Raw genomic sequence first — 22,984 nt, 5'->3', positions numbered from 1 at the left:
CATCGGGCCGTGATGTTGCCCCGCGCCGGGGTAGCGGGCGGCCATGACCGAGAGCCGCGAAGACCACACCCGCACGCGTCTGGCCGCGCTCGACCGCCGTCCCCGGATGGTCCCCGAGCAGGCGCACGCCGTCGGCTTCACCGCCCGCCGGATCGCGCCGGGCGAGGCCGACACCGACGACCAGCGCGAGGTCGCCGACGCCGCCGCGCGCACGGCGGTCGCCACCGAGATCGAGGAGCGGTGGCCGGGCCTGCCCTACGTCATCCGCCACGGCAGCGGCGAGGAGCTGCACGACATCGTCCCGGACTGCGACCCCGGCGACCGGGTGGTCCTGGGCATCGTCTACCGGCTCGACCGCTGAGGCGCGGGCACCCCCACCGTGACCCGGGCGGCCGGGCGGCCCGGGCGGATTTTGCCATGTCCGTGGGCGGCCCACCGCCGTTGTGCCGAGGACGGCGGCCACCTGCGGGTGATGATGGGGAAAGGCGCTGTTGCGCACAGCGCAGGAGCCGCCGGAGTGGGGACCTCCGGCGCGCGGCCGCCGCGGCGGCCCCACGAGTGTTCGCAATGGGGGGAAGCACATGTTCACGGTTCCCGAGGTCACCCTGAACAACGGGGTGCGCATTCCGCAGCTCGGCTTCGGTTCGGCGGGGATCGACGCCGCCGACACCGTCGACGTCGTCGGGACCGCCATCGGCGCGGGATACCGCAGCATCGACACGGCGGCCGCCTACGGCAACGAGGGCGGTGTGGGAGCGGCCGTCCGCCAATCGGGGCTGGACCGCGAGCGGCTCTTCATCACCTCCAAGGTGGCCAACGCCGACCACGGCTACGACGCGACCCTGCGCGCCTTCGACGAGAGCCTGCACCGCCTCGACCTGGAGTGGCTCGACCTCTACCTGATCCACTGGCCGCTGCCCGCTCGCGACACCTTCGTGGGCACGTGGAAGGCGCTGGAACACCTCTATGCCGAGGGGCGGGTGCGGGCGATCGGGGTGTCCAACTTCCAGATCGAGCACTTGCAGCGGATCATGGACGAGGGCGGGATCGTCCCCATGGTGAACCAGATCGAGCTGCACCCCCGGCTCACCCAGGAGCGGCTGCGCCGCTTCCACGCCCGGCACGGGATCGCCACCGAGGCCTGGAGCCCGCTGGGCCAGGGGAACCTGCTGACGGACCCGGCCATCTGCAAGCTGGCGGAGGCGCACGGCAAGACCCCGGCCCAGGTGATCATCCGCTGGCATCTCCAGATCGGGACGATCGCCATCCCGAAGTCGGCGACGGCGGACCGGATCCGGGCCAACTGCGAGGTGTTCGACTTCGAGCTCTCCGACGGGGACATCGACGCGATCTCCGCCCTCAACGCCGACCAGCGCTTCGGCCCCGATCCCGACGCCTTCGACTTCGTCGGCGACTGATCGCGCCGGTCGGGCTGGTCGGGCTGATCCCGCCCGTTCCGCTGATTCCGCCGGTCCGGCCGGATCCGCCGGTGGCCTCGGATGCCCTGTGCGCGGCGGGGCCGGACGCCCTGTGTCGGACGTCCGGCCCCGCTCAGTGTTCTGGGGCGCTCAGGCGAGCTCGCGGCGCTTGAGAGCGCCGGTGAGCGTGGCCTCCGTGCCCTTGCGGGCCAGGCGCACGACGTAGACGACGCCGCCGGCGAGCATGGACACGGGGATCGCCATGATCGCGATGAGCATGATGAGGCTGACGACGGTGAGTTCTCCCATGGCCGCCATCCTACGCGGGCGGTTCCGGGGGCCGTCGCCGCCCCGGGGTCGGTGACGCCCCCTGCCCCTGCCCCCTGCCTCAGCGGGCACGGCCGCCCCGGCCGCCCCGGCCGCCCGGCGGGCAGGCCGGGGTAGCATCGGGCCGCCGGGACGGGGCCCTCCACCCGGCGCGCCGCACCCCCGGGAGGACACGCGTGACGACACCCGAATCCGGACGCCCTGGGAGCGATCCCATGCGCTGGGGCGTCCTCGGCGCCTCCGCCGCCATCAGTCGCCGGGTGATGCCCGCCATCGCCGCCGGAGGCCCCACCACGCTCGCCGCCGTCGCCGGCCGCCCGCAGAGCGCCGCACGCACGACGGAGGTCGCCGCCGCCTACGGCGCACGCGCCCACCACGATTACGGCGCCCTGCTCGCCGACCCGGCGATCGAGGCCGTCTACATCGCCCTGCCCAACAGCGAGCACGTCGGCTGGACCCTGCGCGCCCTCGACGCCGGGAAGCACGTGCTGGTCGAGAAGCCCATGGCCCTGTCCGAGGCCGACGCCGTTCGGGTACAGGAGGCCGCCGACGCCGCGCGGCGCACCGTGATGGAGGCGTTCATGTACCGCTTCCACCCGCAGCAGCGGCGCGCCGCCGACCTGCTCGCCTCGGGGGAGATCGGCGATCTGCGGGTGGTCCGGGCCTCCTTCGCGTTCCTCATGGGCGCCGCCCCCGGCGACATCCGGCTCGCCCCCGGCCTGGGCGGCGGCGCCACCTGGGACGTGGGCTGCTACGCGGTCGACGCCGCGATGCTCCACTTCGGCCGGGCCCCGCGAGCGGTCCGCGCCGTCCTGTCGCGCCGGCCCGGCGCCGACGTCGACACCAGCGGGACGGTGCTGCTCGACTTCGGGGAGGGGCGCAGCGCCGTCCTCGACCACTCCATGGACTACGGCCCCCGGTCCTGGATGGAGCTCCAGGGGACGCACGGCTCGATCACCATCCGCAACGCCTGGGCGGGAGCGGACGAGGACGGCACCCTCACCGTCCTCGGCTACGCGGGGACCCGCGAGGAGAGCGTGCCGGCCGCCGACCACTACCGCCTCCAGGTGCTGGCGCTCACCGACGCCGCGCGCGCGGGCACTCCGGCGCCGATCCCGCTGTCGGACTCGCTCCGGACGGTGCGGGTGCTGGAGGCCGTCTTCGCCTCGGCGGCCGACGACGGGGCGGCGGTACCGGTCGCCGAGGAGGGGACCGGCTGACGGGGATCGGCCGAGAGGAGAATCCGCGCCCGGCACTGGCGCCGGGGCGTGTCCCGTTCCTAGGGTCGAGGGGCAGCCGGGCCCGCCCGGATTCCACGAATCTCCCCGGAGGTGCGGAATGTCCTTCACTCCGATCCAGCCCCTCGGCCGGGCGGAGGCGGCCGAGGCCGTGCTCGACGCCAAGCGCAACAAGAACCTCACCTGGGAGGACATCGCCGCCGAGGTGGGCCGCTCCAAGGTGTGGACCACGGCCGCGCTGCTCGGGCAGCACCCCCTCAGCGAGGACCAGGCGCGCGCGGCGGGCAAGCTCCTCGGCTTGGACCAGGTGGTCGTCGACGCGCTGCGGCTGCCGCCGGTCCGCGGCGAGGCGGTGGTCGACCCCAGCGAGCCGATCGTGGCGCGGCTGGAGGAGATCGTCCAGGTCTACGGCGGGACGATCAGCGAGCTGATCCGCGAGGAGTTCGGCGACGGCATCATGAGCGCCATCGACTTCCGGATGGACTTCGAGCGGGTGCATGCCGAAGAGGGCGACCGCGTCGTCATCACCCTCGACGGCAAGTACCTCCCCTACCGCGAGTTCTGACGCGCGGGTCCGGTGCGATCCGGGCGGGGCGCCGGACGGCGGCCCGTGGCAGCGTCACCGTGCCCGGAGCTTTCGGGTGAAGTCCCGCAGGTCGGAGGTGAACAGACCGGGCTGCTCGAAAGCGGCGAAATGACCGCCGCGCGGCTGCTCCGCCCAGTGCACCAGGTTCCACTGGCGTTCACTCCATCGGCGGGGAGATCGGGTCTTCTCCCTCGGATAGAGCGCGATGCCGGTGGGCACCTCCACCTTGTGGCCCCACACCTCGGGATCGGAGCCGTACGCTTCCGACTCCGCGTACTGCCGGGCGGCGGAGGTGGCGGTGCCGGTGAGCCAGTACAGCATGGTGTTGTCCAGTAGCCGGTCGAGCGTGAACGGCAGGCCCTCGCGGGTGTCGGACCAGGTGTGGAACTTCTCCAGCAGCCAGGCCGCCAGCCCCGCCGGGGAGTCCTCCAGCGCCGGGCCGAGACTGTGCGGGCGGGTGGCCTGTTGAACGTAGTAGCCGTTGTCGGTCCCGTATATCCGGGTAGTGCGCTCCAGCGCCTCGCGCTCGGCCGGCGTCGCCTCGGCCAGAGGATCGTCGAGGCCGGGTGGGGCCACCGCCCAAGGGAAGTTGATGTGCGCCCCCAGCAGCCGGCCGGGGTATCTCAGACCCAGCTGGCGGGTGACGAAGGCCCCCCAGTCCCCGCCCTGGGCCAGGAACCGGGGGTGACCGAGCTCCTCCATCAGGGCGGCGAAGGAATCGGCGATGGCGGGAACGTCGGCGCCGGGAGCTGTGGTCGGCCCGGACAGCGCGAATCCGGGCATCGAGGGCAACACCACGTGGAAGGCGTCCTCGGCCCGTCCGCCGTGTGCGGTCGGGTCGACCAGCGCGGGCACACAGTCCAGGAATTCGACCACCGAGCCCGGCCAGCCATGGCACAACAACAGGGGTGTGGCGTCCGGGTGCCGCGAACGCACGACAAAGGCGTGTACCCGCAGCCCGGCGAAGTCGCCGACGATCTGGGGCAGGGCATTCAGTTCGGCCTCGGTGCGCCGCCAGTTATAGCGATGCAGCCAGTGCTCGACGAGCCGCCGTAGCCAGGGTTGTGGCGTCCCCCAGTCCCACCCCTCGCCGGGTAGGTCGTTGCGGAACCGGGTACGCGAAAGCCGGTCGCGCAGATCGGCCAGCTCCGCGTCGCTCGTGGTGATCGTAAACGCTCGCATCCAGGCATTCTCGCCCCGCTGAGGTGCTGCACGCCAACGAGCCGGCCATCGACATGGCCGGCTCGCACGCCCCGACTCCACTGAGCCCGCGAGGGGTGCGGGCCTACCTGACCGGCCTGGTCGCTATTGGAGATGCGGAGTTCACACCACCAAGCCACCCCTGACTCTGTCCCGGCCGCTAGGTGTACCCGAGGCGGGTCAGCTCCGTCTCGGCGACCGAGCGCACGTCGCGGTGCTGGTCGGAGGTCAGGCGCTTGCGCCACGTGCCGATGCCCGTGGCCTCGGTGCTGACCAGCTCCACGGCCGAGACGCGCGCCCCGGTGAACTCGCGCAGCTGCTCCGCCGTCTCGACCTCGTTGCCGAACAGGTCCTCGTAGCGCAGGGTCATGAGCCTGTCGGCGCCCAGGTCGCCGCGCAGGCGCGCCGACAGCCGGACCGCCCCGCGCCAGCGCAGCGCACACTTGGCCGCTGTAGAGAGCTCCGGGTACTCGCTGCGCTCGTGCTCGGACTCGATCCCGAAGAACGGGTTGGGCAGCTCCTCGCCGATGTTGGCGATACCCGGCCGGAACCAGGCCAGGGAGCGCTCGTCGGCGAGCATCGCGGCGGCGACGTCCCGCCCGTCCCGGATCACCTGGACGAAGAGGGCGTCCTCGAAGGCCGCCCGCAGCGCGGTCGCGCTGTAGAGCAGGTCCGGGCTGGCATCGCCGAAGCGCGTGGCCTCCCGGGCGTGCCGGCAGGGCTCGCCCGCCTCGCGGGCGCTGACGGGCTCGCCCGGGCATCGTGGGCAGGTGAGTGGGGTGAGCTGCCACGCCTCGGCGAACGCGTCGCGCAGCAGGGTGGCCGTCCCCGATGCGCGCTCCTCGGCGATCGAGGGTCGGCGGGCGACGGCGTAGACGGCGCTGAGGACGCCGGGATCACCGGATCCGAGGTAGAACCCGGGGGCGCGCCCCAGCGCGCGGGCGATCAGGTCGACACCTGAGTGGGGGGCGCCGAGAACGAAGACGGGCCGGTCGACCTTCGTCCCGTTCACGAGGAGGATGTAGGGCGGTTGTTTCATGTCTGGGATGATTTTTGCACTCTTCGCCGGACATTGCCCCATCCGGTGCCCCGCCGCACGTACGGCACGACGGCGCCCCTGCGCCGCGCCCCGGTGGGTCCTTCCGCCTCCCGAGCGCCCAATGTCCCTCCCGTATGCCAGTTGTGACGTGAGAGTACCGTGAAGCGGTACTTCCGTCGTTTTGTCCCTGTCGATGCTCGCTGAAACGGACCCGGTACGAACGGGACTTTAGGCCCGTCCGTCAGCGGGCGGTGAGGTGCACGGGGAGCAATACCCCGCCGTGAACGGCTCTGATCATGGTGGGGGAAGGCGAGGTAAAAGGCGGTGCGTTCCCGTGGTGCCGCTGCCAGAATGACCGAATTCACGTCTGTTCCCGTCTCCTACGACACCGAGGACCCCTGATGAACGCCGAATCCGCCCGCGCCCGAGCCGTTGAGATCATGGCCGCCGCCGACCGCGTGACGGTCCTCACCGGTGCGGGCATTTCCACGGATTCCGGCATCCCCGACTACCGCGGACCGCAGGGGGTCTGGACGAAGAACCCCGGTGCGGAGGCGCTGTCGGACCTGAACACCTACATGTCCGATGCGGATGTCCGCCGCGAGGTGTGGCGGGTGCGCCGGTCCCACGCCGTCTGGACGGCCGAGCCCAACGCCGCCCACGCGGCCCTGACCGACCTCGACCGCGCCGGGCGGCTGCTCGCCGTCGTCACGCAGAACATCGACGGCCTCCACCAGGCGGCCGGGACCGACCCCGCCCGCGTCATCGAGGTCCACGGGACGGTGCACTGGGTCGTCTGCATGGAGTGCGGCGAACGGACCCCGATGCCGGAGGTGCTGGCCCGGCTGGACGACGAGTCCGACCCCCGGTGCCTGGTGTGCGGGGGCATCCAGAAGTCGGCCACGATTTCGTTCGGTCAGCGTCTCGATCCTGACGTCATCCAGGCGGCGGTCGACGCCACGGCGGACGCCGGGGTGTTCGTCGCCATCGGGACGTCGCTGATGGTGAACCCGGTGGCGGGGCTGTGCGAGATCGCCGACAGGAACGGGGTTCCCCTGATCATCGTCAACGCCGAACCGACGCCGTATGACCCTGCCGCGGTCGCGGTCCTGCGTGATCCGATCGGTGAGGTCGTGCCGGGGCTGGTGCGGGAGGTCTTGGAGCGCCACCGGGCGGGGTGAAGGGGCGGCGGAGGGGCGTCAGGCGGAGCCTGCCGGGCCGCTGTTCTGGTCGTTGCCCCCGCCGCCGCTCTGACGGTGCTTCGGCCGTCTGGGCGACCAACCGGCACTCCGTTGGATCTGCACGGGGCCGTACGGGTCGGGAAGCGGTTCAGGATGGTCGTCCCGCCGCGCCTCGGCGTGGGCTTCGCGCTGCCCCCTCCCATTCCAGATGATCCGCGTGTCATCGTGAGTGGGATCGACGTCATCCTCGGAGGGGAGAGAAGGCTGCGTCCCTTTCCGTGCTTGTGCGTGCTCGTCCATCAATCGGTTGAGTTTGTCATGAAGGAAGGGCAGATCGGGCGGTCCGGGAGTGCCCAGGTGGGTCCGCAGGCGGTCGAGTACGGGTTCGATCCTCCCGCGGGACAACGGCCGTCCGGCGACGATTTCACCGACCCTGTTCAGGTAGTCCAAGACGACAGTGAGCAAATCGGCGTGGTAGCGCGTTCCTATGCTGAGGTCGAGATCCTCGGCGGCTTGTCGGAGGACCAGCAACTCCAGACGACCCAGGAAACGTGTGCTGAGAAGGCGTTCAAATCTTGACAGGCGTTCTTCGCCGTTTCCGGAATTCAAGGGATCCCTGGCATCACCTATGGGAGCCAGCCGCAGCACCAACAGGTCGTGTGCCTCGGCCCATAGTCGCGGGGTCCCATTGAGCGAATCGCGTCGGTCCATGGCATACCACGTGCCCAGATCCACGCTTGCGTGGCGCAGGTAGGGCAAGAGCATCAGTGTCATCCGGGCCGCAGTGCCATTGGCGCGCAGTGCGACCGAGCGCAGCAGCTTGGACGTCACGGAGCCGAACTCAATGGTCACCGCGTACGGATTTTCGACGTCGAGCCGGTCGTCTCCGCTCGATCGAAGCTCGAAGCCGATGCATTCACCGACGTTCACCGGCTCACCGGCCTCGCGTTCCAGCACGGTTTGAGATCTGTCACCGTGGGTGAAACCGATGTGCCGGATCCGGACGGAGTCCAGGGTTCCGTGCCATTGGGAATCGGGAAGCGCTCGCCAAAGGCCGGCGAGCGCTCGCCATTCCTGCCAAGGTTCCTCTGCGTCTGGGAACAATTCCGCGAGGTCGATCCCATCCTCGGCGACCAGGGTGAGCAGCACGGCGACATTGGCCATGTAGGCGCCTTGGCGTTGGGTGATGGGCAGGCGCTGAGGAGCGTAATCCGCGAAGGAACGGTTGGCCGGCGGGAAGGGCGCGTCGCGGAACAGCTCGATCAGCAGTTCGAGAAATTCGGCGCGGTCCTCGGGCCGCCCGTCCAGCCGCTGGGAGAGCAGGTCACCGGCGAATTCGACCACTGCGGATCGACCACCCAGCGCCGCGAACGAGGTGAGTGCGTAGAAGAGTCCGTCGTCAAGGTGGGCGGAGTAGCGGCGCCGGGCGCTTCTGCGGCGGTCCTCGGCCAGATCGTCCAAGGCGCTGGTGATCATGCGCGCCACCAGGTATTCGCCGAACGTGGCGTGCAGGAACTCGTACACGCTCGCCGTTCCGGCCTGCACCTGGGCCCGTGATTCATGGACGAAGAAGAACCGTCCGAGCACCTGGTCGGCGTCGCTGACCGCCCCGTGCAGTCCCGCGGTGTCGCCGGGGTGAATGGCGGCGTCGGGGAGGAGCACGGCGAGATCGCTCCCCAATTCGGCGGCCGTCACCGTCTGCCGCCCCCGCGCGAACATCGCCATGGCCACGATCTCCAGCCGGTTCAGCTCCTCCGAGATCCGTCGCTCGCGGTCGCGGTCCGGCAGGTTCGCCGCGTGCTTGTTGACCTCGCGCCGGGCGAACATCGTCAGCAGCTCTTCGTACAGCTCGGCGCGGGAGAAGCGCGTGCCCGACGCCTGGAGCGCATTGCCGTCGGCGTCGTAGATGAGCAGCATGAGCAGGAGCAGCGGCTGTTCGGCCAGCTCGCGGTAGGGCAGCACGGACGCGAGGGTGGGAGGGGTCAGTCCGGCGGCGGCGAGGGAGGTGGCGTTGGCCTCGTTCCAGATGTCGATCATCTGGCCGATCTGCGCCTCGCTGAAGGGTTCCAGACGGATAATGGGTGTTCCCACGGAGAACCGCATCCGATCGGCGACCACCGTCCGGCTGGTGACGATGACGATCACCGGCTCGCCCATGGCGCGCTGCTGCTCCTGGAAGCGCTGCACCTGCTCCAGGTAGTCCGAGCGGTTCACCCCGGTGGCCTGGAGCAGTTCATCGAAACCGTCGAGGATGACCAGGGGGATCGCGCCGTCAGCGGATTCCACGAGTTCCCGCCAGGATGTACGGGTGTGGAGTGTCGCGGCCAGCCCTTCATCGATCTGGGTGTGGATGGGCGCATTGGGGGGCACCGTGCGGAGTTCGATGCGCAGCGGGACGAAGTCGCTCTTCGGCAGCCGTGCGGCCAGCATCTCGGTGAGCTTCGACTTGCCGGCCCCGGGGTGGCCCAGGATCACGAGTGGAGCTTCGGTGGCTTCGATGCGGGTGAGGAGATAGGCCAGCACAGGCTGGAGGTCATCCGTGGTGGGGAGCTCTGCCCACCATGCGTCCTCGGAAGGCCGGGCGCCGGGGGCTGCGGTTGTGACAGTGCCCCGCGGCGCAAGATAGGCATGCTCCAGGGTTGGCAGCGTGAAACTGGTCGGGGCGTCGGTCGAACGCAGGAGTGGACGGCTGAGAACGGACGTGTAGGTGGCGGCCAGTTCGCGTCGGCGCCGCTCGATCGGGCGTCCGGTCGACACGTTTTCCAGCAGGAGGTTCAGCCGGTCCAGTCCGGCGCTCACGGTGTCCAGCCGCGCCTGGGTCTCCCCGTGTAGGTGGAAATCCGCCCAGACCCCGAATTCAGGAACTTCGGCGGCCAGTCGAAGATACGATTCCTCGTATCGACGTCTGGCGATATCGGACAGGGTCCGATTTATCTGATCCCATTCTATTCCGACGGGTCCGCGACCTAGAAAGGAAAGTGGTAGGTCCGGGATGCGAAAGAACATCTTTCCCGGTCGGCCATATGCTAAAAAGAATGGATCTCCGTGGAAGTGAGTCGGCGATCCGACAAGGGCGGTGTGGACTTGCAGAGTGGGTGCTTCAACGATCAGTGCCGCGTGCAGCTCATCAGGGTCGACCCCATCGGCGATGAGTAGATTCCTGGTTTCCTTATTCTCCAGGAACTCTGTGGTCGCCTCGATATAGGCGGTCACGATGAGTACATGGTGTGCCGCGTCGATCCGCTGGGTTCGATCCCAGCGGCTCACCCCCGAGATCCGTTCCCGGAGCTTGGTCAGCGCCTCCCGCCCCTTGGACACGAGTTCCGTTCGGATCCCGAAGAGATCCGGAACTCCCAGCGCCCCCAGCCCGCCGTCGACCAGTTTCTCCGCCAGGTCGAGCAGAGTGGAGTCGTCCTTGCCGAGGATCTTGAGGGCATCGGCATAGGTGGGGGGTTTCGCCATGGGGGGCGGCCTTTCCGGTGTCCGTGCGGGGGTTCCGGGGACGGGGCAGTGGCGTCAGAAGCGCAGACTCCAGGAATTGAGGGTGCCCGAGTCCTGCGCCGTCTGGTCCTCGATGCGGAGGGTCCATACGCCTGCGGCCTCGACCGCTGACGCGTCCACGGTGTACTCATTCGTTCCGTTGACGGTTTCTCCTTCCAGATCGAAGGAGGTGCCGTCGGGAGCGATCAACTGGAGCGTCAGATCCGAGAGGTACGTGTGCTCCAGGTCCACGGTCACGCCCAACGTGGCCGGAGCGGTCCCTTCGACGCCCGTCACCTCGATCGTCGACTCCGCAGTGGACATGTCCTCGATCGCGACCGGTGAACTGTTCTCGAACGCCCCATCACCGGGTGCAGCCGACCCACCCACCGCGTCCGACCCGCCCTGCGCGAACTCCAGCGCCCAGGAGTTGAGGGTGCCCGTGTCCTGCGCCGTCGTGTCTTCGATGCGGAGCGTCCAGGTGCCCGCGGCGCCGGCCGACGAGGCGTCGATGGTGTAGTCGTGCGGCTCGCCGTAGGGTTCCAGCTCGAAGGCGGTGCCGTCGGGGGCGATCAGCTGGATGTTCAGATCCGAGAGGGCCGTGTGGGTGAGGTCCACGGTGACGCCCAGCGAGGTCGGGGCGTTCCCTTCGACGTCCGCCACATCGATTGTCGACTCGACCGTCGCCTCGTCCTCGATCGTGACCGGTGAACCGTTCTCGAACAACGCAGCCTGCGTCCCGGGCCCCTCGCCCTCCCCCACCTCCTCACTCGCCTGCTGGTCGGCGTGGAGTGCCAGGCTCACGCCGAAAACGGCGATGACGATGACGAGGACCGCGGTGCCCGCGATCCAGATCAGCAACTTCCCTTTCGAGCTCAGGCCTGGTGCCGCCCCCGGCGCCATCGCCCCCGGCGGCGTCACCCCCGGCGGGGTCGCCCCCGGTGGTGGCGTCCACGTTTGGGGGCCCGGCATCGGCCCTGGTACCGGCTGCGGCGCCGGGACGACGCCCGGGGGCGTCTGCGTGGGCATCACCCCGGGCGGGGTCGGGATCGCGGATATCCCGGTGGCGGCCGCGGTCGGCCCGGTGGGGACCCGCTGGGGCACGGCCACCGGTGGAGGCGCGTCGAGCAGGGCGAGCGCCTCGGCGACCGTTGGGCGTTCCTCGGGTGCCTTGGCCATCAGCCGGGTGATGAGGGGCGTCAGCGACCCCGCGCGCTGCGGTTGCGGGGCTTCCTCGTAGACCACCGCGTGCATCACCGCGGGCGTCGAGTCGCGGGCGAAGGGCCCCGTGCCCTCAAGGGTCTCGTGCAGCGTGGCACCGAGGGAGAAGAGGTCGCTGGGCGCCTGGCTCTTGTCGCCGCGGATGCGTTCCGGCGCCATGTAGGCGACCGAGCCCACCACGCCTCCCGTGATGGTGAGCTTGGCGTCCTCCTCGTGGGTGGCGATGCCGAAGTCGGTGAGCAGGATCTCGCCGTTGTCGGCGAGCATGACGTTGGCCGGCTTGATGTCGCGGTGCACGATCCCCGCCCCGTGGGCGGCGTGGAGCGCCTTCAGCATGGCCCTGGCGATGTCGGTGGCCTCGGGTACCGACAGCGGGCCGGACGACTTCAGGCGTTCGCTCAGGGAACGTCCGACGACGAGCTGCATGACGATCCAGGGGATGTCGTCCTCGACGACGACGTCGTGCACGCTCACGATGTTGGGGTGATCGCGCAGCCTGGCGGCGTTGCGGACCTCGCGTTCCGATCGTGCGAGCCGTTCCTCCCACTCGGAGGGCGAGGCGGACGTCGGCAACGACAGCCCCTTGACGGCCACGTCGGCCTGGAGTCTGTGGTCGCGTGCCTTCCATACGGTCCCGAACCCGCCGCTGCCGATCCGCTCAATGAACTCGTATCTTCCGCCGATCCGCTGCCCTGGTTGCACGGTTCGGTCCACCATTGAGAATCCCTGTGTAGTTGAAAGGAGGGAGAACGCGTGCAACAGGGTAGAGCACGGCTCCAGGTCGGGCGACAGCGCCGCTGTGCCTCCCCTGGAGCCTCCGGCGCCGTCCGGCCTCCCGCCAGGGCTCTTACGGAAGCCGCCAGTCGACCGGCTGGGCGCCCAGTTCCTCCAGGAGGGCGTTGGCGCGGCTGAAGGGCCGTGAGCCGAAGAAGCCGTTGTGCGCCGACATCGGGCTGGGGTGGGTGGACTCCACGCAGGGCACCCCGGGCATCAGCGGGCGCGTGTTGCGGGCGTCGCGGCCCCAGAGGATCGCGACCATGGGGGTGCCGCGGGCGGCGAGTGCGCGGATGGCCTGCTCGGTGATCTCCTCCCAGCCCTTGCCGCGGTGCGAACCCGGCGAGCGGGGCGCCACGGTGAGGACGCGGTTGAGCAGCAGCACGCCGCGCTGGGTCCAGGGGGTGAGGTCGCCGTTGGAGGGCTTCGGCAGGCCCAGGTCCTCGGTGTACTCCTGGTAGATGTTGCGCAGGCTGCCGGGCAGCTTGACGTCGGGGGCCACCGAGAAGCTGAGCCCCACGGCGTGCCCGGGCGTGGGGTAGGGGTCCTGCCCCACGAGCAGCACCCGTACGTCGTCGAAGGGCTGCTGGAACGCGCGGAGCACGTTCTCGCCGGCGGGGAGGTAGGTGCGCCCGGCGGCGACCTCCTCGCGGAGGAAGTCGCCCATGGCCGTGATGCGGTCGGCCACCGGCTCCAGGGCCTTGGCCCAGCCTTCGTCCATGATCTCGTTCAAAGGTCGTCCTGACATGCCCCGAACGATAGCGGGGGTCGGTGACACGAAAAGCCCTATCGCGCAGGGGATCGTGCTATTCGGCCGGCCGGATCGCCCGTGTCGCCTCCACGCGCCCGTGTGCCTGCCCGCTCGCGCCCCGTCAGCGCCCGGCCGCGCGCCGCCGCCAGTGGGCGAGGCGCTCGGCGGCGCGGGCGGTCTCGGCGTGCTGCGCGCCGAAGACCCGGTGGTGGTCGCGCAGGAGCGCGTCGTAGTGGCGCACCGCTTCGGCGGGGTCGCCCGCGTAGCCGATGTAGGCCGCCAGGTAGTGGCGGGCGCGCAGCGTGGTGGCGTGGTCGGCGCCCAGTGCCCGGGCCAGGTCGGGGACGAGCGTGTGCAGCAGCGCGACGGCGCGGTGCCGGTCGCCGGTCTCGCCGACGTCGAACGCGAGGTAGAGGCGGGTGGTCAGGACCCGCTCGGAGTCGGGCCCGTGCACGGCCGACAGGTCGGGGAGCAGCTCCTCGTGCACGCGCGCCGCGGTGGCGTGGTCGCCGGCCCGCCCGGAGTTGGTGGCCAGGTAGTAGCGGGCGGTCAGGGTCTCGGGGTGGCGCCTGCCGTAGACCCGGTCGAGGTCGGCGAGCAGGCCGGTGAACAGGGCGACCGACCGTCCCGGGTCGCCGCCCTTGCCGGTGAGGTAGGCGGCGCGGCGGCGTGCCCGGAGGGTCTCGGGGTGGTCGGCGCCGTAGGCGTGGATCAGGTCGGGCACCAGGGCGTGGAGTTCGCTCGCGGCGTCGGCGACGAGCCCCGCCCGCGCCCGTTCCTCGGCGGCCTCCAGGCGCTGTTCCAGCGCCCGGCGGGCGGCTCCGACGGACGATGGCGCCGGGCCCGACGACGGCGGCCGGGCGTAGGCGGGCGCGGGGGCCGGGGGAGTGGCGGGCGGGACCGCCGCCCCGGTGCTCGCGGGCCCGGCGGCGGGGCGCGCGGCGGGTTCGGGGGGCGCGGGCGCCGCACCTGCGGGGCGCGGGCCCGATATCCGGGCGTTGGGCCCCGACAGCAGCGCGTCGGGGCCGGTCACGCGGTGGTGGGGGCGGGAGGAGCCGCCCATCAGGAACGGCTCCAGGCGGGCCCGGACCTCGTCGCCGGAGGGGCGCCGGTCCGGTGTCTTCTCCAGCATGGCCGTGGCCAGCGCGGCGAGGTCGGCGGGGATCCCACTGCGCAGCTCCGCGGGCGGGCGCGGCGCCTCCACCAGGTGCATGCGGATCACCCGCATCGGGTCGGGGTCCTTGAACGGGGCCACCCCGGTCAGCAGCTGGTAGAGGATCGTGCCGAGGGAGTACAGGTCGCCCGCTGCGGTGACCGTCTCGCCGCGGATCTGCTCCGGCGACATGTAGAGCGGGGTGCCGAAGATGGCGCCGGTGCGGGTGAGCCGCCGGCTCTGGGCGGCGGCGTCGGTGAACCCGGCGATCCCGAAGTCGAGCACCTTGACGGTGCCGTCGTCGACCACCATGAGGTTGCCCGGCTTGACGTCGCGGTGCACGATGCCCGCGCCGTGCGCGGCGGCCAGCCCCGATGCCGCCTGGGCGATCCAGTCGGCGGCCTGGGCGACCGGCGGCGGGCCGGTGGTGCGCACGATCGCGGAGAACGTCCGCCCGCGCACGAGCTCCATGACCGCATAGACGGAGTCCTCGTGCTCGCCGACGTCATGCAGGATCACGACGTTGGGGTGGCCGGCGAGCCGCGCGGTGAGCCGGGCCTCGCGCTGGAAGCGTGCCACGATCTCGGTGGAGCCGACGTGCTCGGGGCGGATCAGCTTGACCGCTACCGGCCGGTCGAGCCGGTCGTCGACGGACCGCCACACCTCGCCCATGCCGCCGGCGCCCAGCCGCTCCACCAGCCGGTACCGGCCGTCCAGCACGCGTTCCACCAGCGCTCCGCCCCTGCCTTCCGTTTCCTCGAATTCGCAGCGTACCGGGTGTGCGGACGTCCTGGGCGCCCTCCGTCCGGCACCCCCCGGAGCGCCCGGTGAGGGCGCATTGTGGCTGCCGTTACCCTTTAGTCCTACTCCTGCTCGGTACCACCCGTGTCCCCTGTGGAATGAGTGTTTCTCGTGAGTTCTCAGCTGTTCGTCGGCCCCGACACCCAGCCCGACAAGTACCGGCTGGTCCGGTCGGTGGGGCACGGCGGGGAGGCGACGCTGTACCTGGCCGAGGTCACGCTCGCCGGGCAGACCGAGCCCGTTGTGGTGAAGGTCCTCAACTCCGATGTCGCGGGAACCCCGGAGCAGTTCGCCGAGCTGAGCCACCGGTGGAACGAGCAGGCCGAGCTGCTGCGGTTCATCAACCGGCTCGGCGTGGTGGGGGTGCGCGAGCACTTCGAGGGCGCCCCCGAGCACCCGCGCGGCGGCGCCGGCCGCGGTGGCGAGCGTTGCCTGTACCTGGTGATGAACTACGTCGAGGGTCTCGACCTGCGCGACTGGCGCGACGAGCACCCCATCGACGGCCCGCGGGCGCAGCGCGAGGTGCTGGGCTATCTGGAGCAGGTCGCCGAGATCCTGGACCTCCTGCACTCCGGCCGCGCGACCCCGTCGCGGCGGGTGGTGGTGCACGGCGACCTGTCGCCGGGCAACATCATGATCAGTTCCGAGGGACAGGCCACCCTGGTCGACTTCGGGCTGAGCCGGATCGCCACCCGCCACATGACCGCCAAGCCGTGGTTCACCCCCGGCTACGCGGCGCCCGAGGTCTTCACGGGTGAGTACACCGCGGCCACCGACCGCTACGCGTTCGGGGCCATCGTGTTCTTCGCGCTGACCGGGGAGGAGCCGCCGCCCAGCCCCGAGCAGCTGCGCGCGGCCTACGCGGGCCTGCCGCTCCTGGCCGGGGCCGGGCCCCAGCAGCTGGGGGCGGTCATGGCGATGTTCTCCGCCGACCCCGCCGGGCGCCCGATGTCCCTTGAGTGGATCCGCACGCTGCGGTCCCTCGGCACCTCGGTGCAGTGGAGCATGCCGGTGGCCAACCCGGCCAGCGGCGGCTTCCCCTCGGTCGGCCCGGTGGGTCTGTCCGGATCCGGCCAGGGGGCCACGGAGCCCATGAGCGGGCCCGTGGGCGAGCCCAGCGCCGGGCCGGGCGTGCCCACCGTGCCGGGCGGCCACGCTTCGGCCGGGCACGTGCCGGCGGGCCACGCTTCGGCGGGACAGGCGCCCATGGCGCCGCAGGGACCCTCCACGGTGCCCGCGGCCGACGCCGGGGTGGTCGCCCCGGCGCGCACCCCGCGCAAGCGGCGCACGGCGCTGATCGTGGCCGCCGCGGCCGCGGTGGTCATCGTGACCGCGGGCGGGGCGGCCGCCTTCGTGTTGTCCGGCGGCGGGTCCGATGTCGCGGCAGGCCCCGGCGACCCCGAGCCCGGAGCCGAGGCCGACCCCTCGGTGCCCGAAGGGGGCGGTGGGTCCGACGAGACCGGCGAGGGCAAGGACGACCCCGCCCAGCACGCGGAGACCGCCGAGGACGACGGCGGCGAGGCCGGGCAGACCGTCAACGACACCCCCGGCGAACCGCTGACCGGCGCGGCCCAGATCGTCCCCGCCGCCGGCTACGAGGCCGGATCGGCGACCCTGGGCGACGTCACCTACGCCGAGTCGCTGAAGGTGAGCGGCGAGTGCGCCAAGCCGACCGCCGAGTACAACCTCGCGCGCGGCTCGGCCAACCTGCGGTCGACCGTTGGCCTGACCGGCGGGTCGGGCAGCGCCACGTTCACGGTGGCCGGCGACGGCGAGCGCCTGTTCTCCGAGACCGTCGCGGCCGGCGACACCGCCGATGTCGACGTCTCCGTCCAGGGCGTCATGCGGCTGCGCCTCACCGTCGACTGGGGCGGGTCCTGCCCCTCGGGCGGGACCGCGGCGGTCTGGGGCGACCCCAAGCTGAGCTGACGGCCGCGGGCACGTCCCAGTCGCGACGCGCGGCGCACCCTCGCGGCCTCCGCGGGCCGTTACGCTGGCCGTCACGCCCGCCCGGGCGGTTCCCGCCATCTCCCCGAACGGAAATGAGGGCTCCCGTGAGTTCTGCGTTGTTCGTCGGTCCGGATTCGCAGCCGGACAAGTACCGGCTGGTCCGGTCGGTGGGGCGCGGCGGAGAGGCCACCCTGTACCTGGCCGAGGTCACCCTCGCGGGCCAGACGGAGCCGGTCGTGGTGAAGGTCCTCAACGCCGACGCCGTCGCCAACGAGGAGCAGTTCGCCGAGCTGAGCCGCCGGTGGAACGAGCAGGCCGAGCTGCTGCGGTTCATCAACCGGCTGGGCGTGGTGGGGGTGCGCGAGCACTTCGAGGGCGCCCCCGAGCACCCCGAGGGCGGCGCGCCCGGAGCCGCCGACCGGTGCCTGTACCTGGTGATGAACCACGTCGACGGCGTGGACCTGCGCGACTGGCGGGCCGAGCACACCGCCGACGGCCCGCGCGGGCAGCGCGAGATCCTGCGCCACCTGGAGCAGGTCGCCGAAGTGCTGGACCTGCTGCACTCCGGCCGGGCCACCCCCTCCAAGCGCGTGGTGGTGCACGGCGACCTGTCGCCCGGCAACGTCATGATCAGTGGCGAGGGGCAGGCGACCCTGGTCGACTTCGGGCTGAGCCGCATCGCCGCCCGGCACATCACGGCCAAGCCGTGGTTCACCCCCGGCTACGCCGCCCCGGAGATCTTCACGGGCGAGTACACCGCCGCCACCGACCGCTACGCCTTCGGCGCCATCGTCTACTACGCGCTGACCGGGGAGGAGCCGCCCCCGGCGTCGGAGCAGCTGCGCGAGCGCTTCGCCGCGCTGCCCATCGTGGCGGCGGCCACGCGGGAACGCGACCGGATTCTGGCGATGTTCTCCGCCGAGCCCGGCGACCGCCCCGGCGCCGTGGAATGGATCCGGGCGCTGCGGTCGCTGAGCACGTCGGCGCCATGGAGCATGCCGGCGACCGGCCCCGGGGCCGCTGTTGCGGGCGGGGCGGCCGGCGCCGCCGCGGCGGGAGCGGCCGCAGCGGGGGCACAGGGAGCCGTACCTCCGCCGCCGGCGTCGGCGGGGGACACCGGTCCCACGTCCCCCATCCCCACCACCGGCCCCACCCTCCCCTCGGCCACCTCGCCGACCCTTCCTGACATCGGGGCCCCGGCCGGTGGGCGGCCGCCCGGGCCGGGCACCGCGCCGCCCCAGGGCGGGGCCTTCCAGGGACCGCCGCCCGCCTCCGGACCGCACCGCGGCCCGTCAGCCGCTCCCCGGCCCGCGGCCGGCCCCGCCGGGCCCCCTCCGCCGCCACCCGCCTCCCACCGGCCGGTAGGCGGCCTGCGCGGCGCGCCGTCGCCGCAGCCGGACTGGAGCACCCCCACCGCCTCCGCGGCCGCATCCGGTGCGCCGCCCACCGGTCCGTTCCCGCCGCCCGGGGCGGCCGGGGCGGCGTCGGCGCCCGGCCCCCGGAAGCGGCGGCGGGGCCGGCTCCTGGCCGGGATGGCGGTGGTCGCGGTGGTCTTCCTTCTCTTGGGGGCCGGCGGCACCTATGCCGCGCTGGACCGGCTCGGGATGCTCGCCGGGCCGGGTACCGGCCTCCAGGCGGGGCCAGTGCCTGAGCAGGAGCCCTCTGCCGCCGGCGGGGAACAGCCCGTGGGCGAGCCCGAGCCGTCCCCGTCGGCGGCCTCCCCCACGGCGCCTCCGGCCGGGCAGCGGGAGGACCCCGACGAACTGCACCTGGCCTCGGAGCAGCCGGTCAACGACTCGATCTACACGAGCACCCTGGCCACCGTCAACGCCGAGGACTACGACGAGGCGCTGACGGTCGAGGACTATTGCAGTGATGTACTCGCCGAGTACAACCTGGGCCGCGGCTACGAGGAGTTCTCCGCGGTGGTCGGGCTCAGCGACGAGTCGCCCGCCGACGAGGAGGCCGAGTTCACCGTGATCGGCGACGGCGAGCAGCTGGAGAACAAGACCCTGGGGCTGGGGGAGGACGCCGAGCTGGAGGTGGATGTGACCGGGGTGCTGCGGCTCCAGCTGGTCACCGGCGGCGGCTGCCCGTCGGGCGCCACCGCGGTGTGGGCCGAGCCGGTGGTCGCGCGCTGACCCGAGGGCCTCACGCGTCCTCGCGGGTGTCGGACTGGACCACCGACAGCACGCCGTCGGTCTCCGACAGCGCCACCGCCAGGGCGATGGGGTCGCCCTCGCCGCGCAGCCCCAGCTCCATGTCGACGAAGGCGTCGGCGCCCGTGCCGCCCGTGCGGCGGGTGTCGACGCGCTGCACGGCGAAGCGGCGCTCGGTGGCCTCGGCCATGATGGTGCGCAGGACCCCGCGGCCGTCGGCGTAGCGAATGTCGAGCACCAGGGTGGCCGGCGGGGAGTCGGTGATGCGGCGGACGAGCCACGGGTAGCAGTAGGCGACCAGGAAGTGGGCGGCGGTCACGGCCGTGGCCAGCAGCCACAGGCCCGCGCCTGCCGCGGTGCCGACGGCGGCGGCCAGCCAGATGGTGGCGGCCGTGGTGAGCCCGCGGACGATGTCCTGGCGGACGAAGATCAGCCCGGCCCCGATGAAGCCGACGCCGGAGACGATCTGGGCGGCCACCCGCGAGGGGTCGAGGGTGACGGCGCCGCCCACGACGTCACCGAAGCCGAACTTGCTGATGACCATGAACAGCGCCGCGCCGAGCCCCACGAGGGTGTGGGTGCGCAGCCCGGCGCTCTTCTGTCTCAGCTGGCGCTCCAGCCCGATCAGCGAACACAACAGGAGCGCGATGAAGAGCGCCAGGAGTTGCTGCCAGCCCTGCCCCGAGAGATCCTGCATGGCGCAGTCCTATCACGGCAGGGCCCTGGCTCCGAGGTTAGTTCTCACTCCTGCGGTGGCCGTCGTGTCGCGAGAGGTTGAGGGCCGTGGTGACGAGGGGGACGTGGCTGAACGCCTGGGGGAAGTTGCCCACCTGGCGGCCGTGCTTGGAGTCCCACTCCTCGGCGAGCAGCCCGACGTCGTTGCGCAGCGCCAGGAGCCGGTCGAAGAGGTCGCGGGCCTCCTTCTCGCGGCCGATCGACAGCAGCGCGTTGGCCATCCAGAAGCTGCACGCCAGGAACGCGCCCTCGTCGCCGGGGAGCTTGTCGGCGACCTCGTCGCGGTCGGTGCGGTAGCGCATCACGAAGCCGTCGACCATCAGGTCGTCGCGGATGGCCTCGATGGTGCCCACGACCCGGGGGTCGTCGTAGGGCAGGAACCCGACCTCGGGGATGAGCAGCAGCGCGGCGTCGAGCTCCTGGCTGCCGTAGTACTGGGTGAAGGTGTTGCGGCGGGCGTCGAAGCCGTATTCGCAGACCTCGGCGTGGATGGTGTCGCGCAGCGCCTTCCAGCGCTCGATCGGCCCCTCCTTGCCGAACTCCTCGATCATGCGGACCGCCCGGTCGGCGGCGACCCAGGCCATGACCTTGGAGTGGACGAAGTGCTGGCGGGGGCCGCGGACCTCCCACAGGCCCTCGTCGGGCTCGTCCCAGCACCATTCCAGGTAGTTCACGAGGGAGCGCTGGAGGCCCCAGACGTGCTCGCCGCTCTGGAGGCCGCTACGGCGCGCCAGGTGCAGCACGTCCATGACCTCGCCGTAGACGTCGAGCTGGTACTGGCCCACGGCCGCGTTGCCGATGCGCACCGGGCGGGAGTTCTCGTAGCCGGGGAGCCAGTCGGCCTCCCATTCGGCGAGGCGGCGCTCGCCGCGCACGCCGTACATGATCTGCATGTGCTGGGGCTCGCCGGCCACCGCGCGCACGAGCCACTCGCGCCACGCCTGGGCTTCGTCGGTGTAGCCGCTGCGGATCAGCGCCTCGAGGGTGATGGTGGCGTCGCGCAGCCAGCAGTAGCGGTAGTCCCAGTTGCGGACGCCGCCGATCTCCTCGGGCAGCGAGGTGGTGGGGGCGGCCACGATGCCGCCGCTGGGGCGGTAGGTGAGCGCCTTGAGGGTGATGAGGGAGCGCACCACGGCGTCGCGGTAGTCGCCCTCGTAGGTGCACTGGGCGACCCAGCCGTTCCAGAAGCGCTCGGTGCGCGAGAGGGCCTTCTCGGCGTCGAGGTGGTCGGACTCCTCGACGGGGGAGGGGTGCCAGGTCATGACGAAGGGGACGCGCTGGCCCTCGCTCACGGTGAACGTGGCGTCGTGGGCGAAGTTGTGGCCTTCGAGGGGGACGGGGGAGCTGAGCCAGACGGAGTCGGGGCCGGCGACGGCGACGAGCTCGGTGCCGCTGCGGTGGATCCAGGGGACGACGTTGCCGTAGTCGAAGCGCAGCCGCAGGGCGGTGCTCATGCGGACGGTGCCGCGCAGGCCCTCGACGATGCGCACCAGGTGGGGGGCGCCGCCGCGCGGCGGCATGAAGTCGATGACCCGGACGCTGCCTTCGGGGGTGTCCCACTCGGTTTCGAGGATGAGGGTCTCGTGGCGGTAGCGGCGCCGGGTGGCGCGCGGCTCGCCGCTGGCGGGCCGGATCCACCAGTTCCCGTTCTGCTCGTCGCCCAGGAGGGCGGTGAAGCAGGCGGGGGAGTCGAAGTGGGGCAGACACAGCCAGTCGATGGAGCCGTCGCGCCCTACCAGTGCAGCGGTCTGCATGTCGCCGATCAGCGCGTAATCCTCAATCCAGCCGGACACGCGGCTCACCCCCTCAGTCACCAAGATCACGCCTCGCCGACGTACCGTATCCAACTCCTGATGGCCGTTCGGCCATGCGTGAGCGCCACGGGGAACGTGTGCCCGGATCCCGCCACGTTAGTCGCGGCGGCGGTGCGGTGTCGCGGGTGCGGGATCGTGTCGGGCGCGGTTTCCGTGGTGCTGCCGTCACGCTACAGGTTTCGGCGGCGTGCCTGGTGGGGCCGTACGGAAAACTGCGTAGCGGGACATGTAACTTTCGTGGGGCTGGACCGCGGCGACCGGCCCGGGGCGGCTCGGGCAGGCGGGGCGGGTCGCGGCGGCCGGAGATCCGTTATGACGTCGTAATGGTGCGCGAGCGGCGGGAGGGGCGCCGCGCGCGGCGCGCCGCGCGACCCGCCCCCGGGAGGCCGAACCCGGACACCAGGCGGGGTGGCCGACGGTGGTCAGCCGCGGCCGGCGGGCGGCTTGATGTCGAGCAGGGGGAGGAACACCTGTGCCAGGGGGCCGATGGCGACGGCGAACAGCAGGGTGCCCACGCCCAGGGTGCCCCCGAGCAGGACCCCGGTGGCCACGACCGCGACCTCGATGCAGGTGCGCGCCAGGCGCACGGACCACCCGCGGGCGGCGAGGCCGGTCATGAGGCCGTCGCGGGGGCCCGGGCCCAGGCGCGCACCGATATAGCAGCCCGTTGCGACGGCGCAGGCGACGATGCCCAGCACCAGGTAGGCCGACCGGGCGGCCAGGTGGCCGACGTCCGGCAGCCACCACAGGCTCGCGTCCACCGACAGCCCCACCACCACGACGTTGCTCAGGGTGCCCAGGCCGGGGCGCTGGCGCAGCGGGATCCAGGCGAGCATGAGCAGCGCGCCGACGAGGACGCTACAGGTGCCGACGGACAGCCCGGTGTGCAGCGCCAGGCCCTGGTGCAGCACGTCCCAGGGCATGGCGCCCAGGTCCGCGGCGATCAGCAGGGCGCCGGAGAGGCCGTAGAGGTAGAGGCCGGCGTAGAGCCGGACGAGGCGGCGCAGGCGCGGGCGCGGCAGGAACGGGGTGATGAAGACGCGCCGCCCGATTCGGACGGGCAGGGGGGCGGGGGCGGAGTCGTCGCAGGACGGTGGGATTGGCTGGGCCATGTGAGTAGTATTGGCCTCGTAAATGGCCGAATTGTAGAGCCAATT

The 22,984-nt window shown here is 71.9% G+C and carries 17 protein-coding genes; 7 read left to right on the top strand and 10 right to left on the bottom strand.

Annotated elements, in window-relative coordinates; translation table 11 throughout:
- The first annotated feature begins 43 nt into the window (after positions 1-43).
- Together ACFOVU_RS11180 and ACFOVU_RS11175 are read left to right on the top strand one after the other, a co-directional pair.
- On the top strand, positions 44-361 hold the full coding sequence (locus tag ACFOVU_RS11180) for a hypothetical protein (RefSeq protein ID WP_378532566.1): 318 nt from the start codon (positions 44-46) through the stop codon (positions 359-361).
- 220 nt (positions 362-581) lie between these two features.
- Positions 582-1,418 (top strand): aldo/keto reductase, encoded by an 837-nt coding sequence (locus ACFOVU_RS11175; RefSeq protein WP_378532564.1) that lies wholly within the window; start codon positions 582-584, stop codon positions 1,416-1,418.
- Positions 1,419-1,568: 150 nt separating this feature from the next.
- On the opposite strand, the gene ACFOVU_RS11170 is transcribed toward ACFOVU_RS11175, so the two are convergent.
- Entirely contained in the window at positions 1,569-1,727 is a 159-nt protein-coding gene (locus ACFOVU_RS11170; protein WP_378532562.1) for a hypothetical protein, read from the bottom strand.
- A gap of 233 nt (positions 1,728-1,960) precedes the next feature.
- On the opposite strand from ACFOVU_RS11170, the gene ACFOVU_RS11165 reads away from it, so the two are divergent.
- Together ACFOVU_RS11165 and cynS are read left to right on the top strand one after the other, a co-directional pair.
- On the top strand, positions 1,961-2,965 hold the full coding sequence (locus ACFOVU_RS11165; protein ID WP_378532559.1) for a Gfo/Idh/MocA family protein: 1,005 nt from the start codon (positions 1,961-1,963) through the stop codon (positions 2,963-2,965).
- 118 nt (positions 2,966-3,083) lie between these two features.
- On the top strand, positions 3,084-3,548 hold the full coding sequence (gene cynS / locus ACFOVU_RS11160) for a cyanase (protein ID WP_378532557.1): 465 nt from the start codon (positions 3,084-3,086) through the stop codon (positions 3,546-3,548).
- 54 nt (positions 3,549-3,602) lie between these two features.
- Here the strand turns inward: cynS and ACFOVU_RS11155 are convergent, their stop codons facing one another.
- Together ACFOVU_RS11155 and ACFOVU_RS11150 are read right to left on the bottom strand one after the other, a co-directional pair.
- Positions 3,603-4,751, bottom strand: a complete 1,149-nt coding sequence (locus ACFOVU_RS11155) for an epoxide hydrolase family protein (RefSeq protein ID WP_378532555.1) — start codon at positions 4,749-4,751, stop codon at positions 3,603-3,605.
- Positions 4,752-4,929: 178 nt separating this feature from the next.
- Positions 4,930-5,808 carry a sulfotransferase family protein gene (locus tag ACFOVU_RS11150; RefSeq protein ID WP_378532553.1) on the bottom strand — a complete coding sequence of 293 codons (879 nt, stop codon included), beginning with the start codon at positions 5,806-5,808 and terminating at the stop codon, positions 4,930-4,932.
- Positions 5,809-6,209: 401 nt separating this feature from the next.
- On the opposite strand from ACFOVU_RS11150, the gene ACFOVU_RS11145 reads away from it, so the two are divergent.
- Positions 6,210-6,989, top strand: coding sequence for an SIR2 family NAD-dependent protein deacylase (locus tag ACFOVU_RS11145; RefSeq protein ID WP_378532551.1), 780 nt, complete (start codon positions 6,210-6,212; stop codon positions 6,987-6,989).
- A gap of 18 nt (positions 6,990-7,007) precedes the next feature.
- On the opposite strand, the gene ACFOVU_RS11140 is transcribed toward ACFOVU_RS11145, so the two are convergent.
- The 4 genes from ACFOVU_RS11140 to ACFOVU_RS11125 form a co-directional block, all read right to left on the bottom strand.
- Positions 7,008-10,451, bottom strand: coding sequence for an NACHT domain-containing protein (locus tag ACFOVU_RS11140; protein WP_378532550.1), 3,444 nt, complete (start codon positions 10,449-10,451; stop codon positions 7,008-7,010).
- Between the two features lie 54 nt (positions 10,452-10,505).
- The gene (locus tag ACFOVU_RS11135) at positions 10,506-12,407 is read right to left on the bottom strand and encodes a protein kinase domain-containing protein (RefSeq protein ID WP_378532548.1); all 1,902 of its coding nucleotides are present in this window, start codon (positions 12,405-12,407) and stop codon (positions 10,506-10,508) included.
- Positions 12,408-12,537: 130 nt separating this feature from the next.
- Complete coding sequence (locus tag ACFOVU_RS11130; RefSeq protein WP_378532546.1) at positions 12,538-13,212, bottom strand: uracil-DNA glycosylase; 675 nt, start codon at positions 13,210-13,212, stop codon at positions 12,538-12,540.
- Between the two features lie 124 nt (positions 13,213-13,336).
- Positions 13,337-15,097, bottom strand: a complete 1,761-nt coding sequence (locus ACFOVU_RS11125) for a serine/threonine-protein kinase (RefSeq protein ID WP_378532544.1) — start codon at positions 15,095-15,097, stop codon at positions 13,337-13,339.
- A 183-nt stretch (positions 15,098-15,280) separates the two neighbouring features.
- Between ACFOVU_RS11125 and ACFOVU_RS11120 the strand changes: the two genes are divergently transcribed.
- Complete coding sequence (locus ACFOVU_RS11120) at positions 15,281-17,098, top strand: protein kinase domain-containing protein (RefSeq protein ID WP_378532541.1); 1,818 nt, start codon at positions 15,281-15,283, stop codon at positions 17,096-17,098.
- A 125-nt stretch (positions 17,099-17,223) separates the two neighbouring features.
- Complete coding sequence (locus tag ACFOVU_RS11115; RefSeq protein WP_378532540.1) at positions 17,224-19,260, top strand: protein kinase domain-containing protein; 2,037 nt, start codon at positions 17,224-17,226, stop codon at positions 19,258-19,260.
- Between the two features lie 10 nt (positions 19,261-19,270).
- Here the strand turns inward: ACFOVU_RS11115 and ACFOVU_RS11110 are convergent, their stop codons facing one another.
- From ACFOVU_RS11110 to yczE, 3 genes are all read right to left on the bottom strand, one after another.
- Entirely contained in the window at positions 19,271-19,975 is a 705-nt protein-coding gene (locus ACFOVU_RS11110; protein WP_378532538.1) for an MgtC/SapB family protein, read from the bottom strand.
- A 37-nt stretch (positions 19,976-20,012) separates the two neighbouring features.
- Complete coding sequence (locus ACFOVU_RS11105; RefSeq protein ID WP_378532536.1) at positions 20,013-21,806, bottom strand: glycoside hydrolase family 15 protein; 1,794 nt, start codon at positions 21,804-21,806, stop codon at positions 20,013-20,015.
- 443 nt (positions 21,807-22,249) lie between these two features.
- A complete protein-coding gene (gene yczE, locus ACFOVU_RS11100) occupies positions 22,250-22,939 on the bottom strand; it encodes a membrane protein YczE (protein ID WP_378532534.1) in 690 nt (229 codons plus the stop codon).
- Positions 22,940-22,984: the final 45 nt, after the last annotated feature.

Origin of the sequence: Nocardiopsis sediminis, from assembly GCF_042650565.1 — a bacterium.
GTDB classification, from domain to species: Bacteria; Actinomycetota; Actinomycetes; order Streptosporangiales; family Streptosporangiaceae; genus Nocardiopsis_B; species Nocardiopsis_B sediminis.
This window is presented reverse-complemented; position numbering and strand designations above follow the sequence as displayed.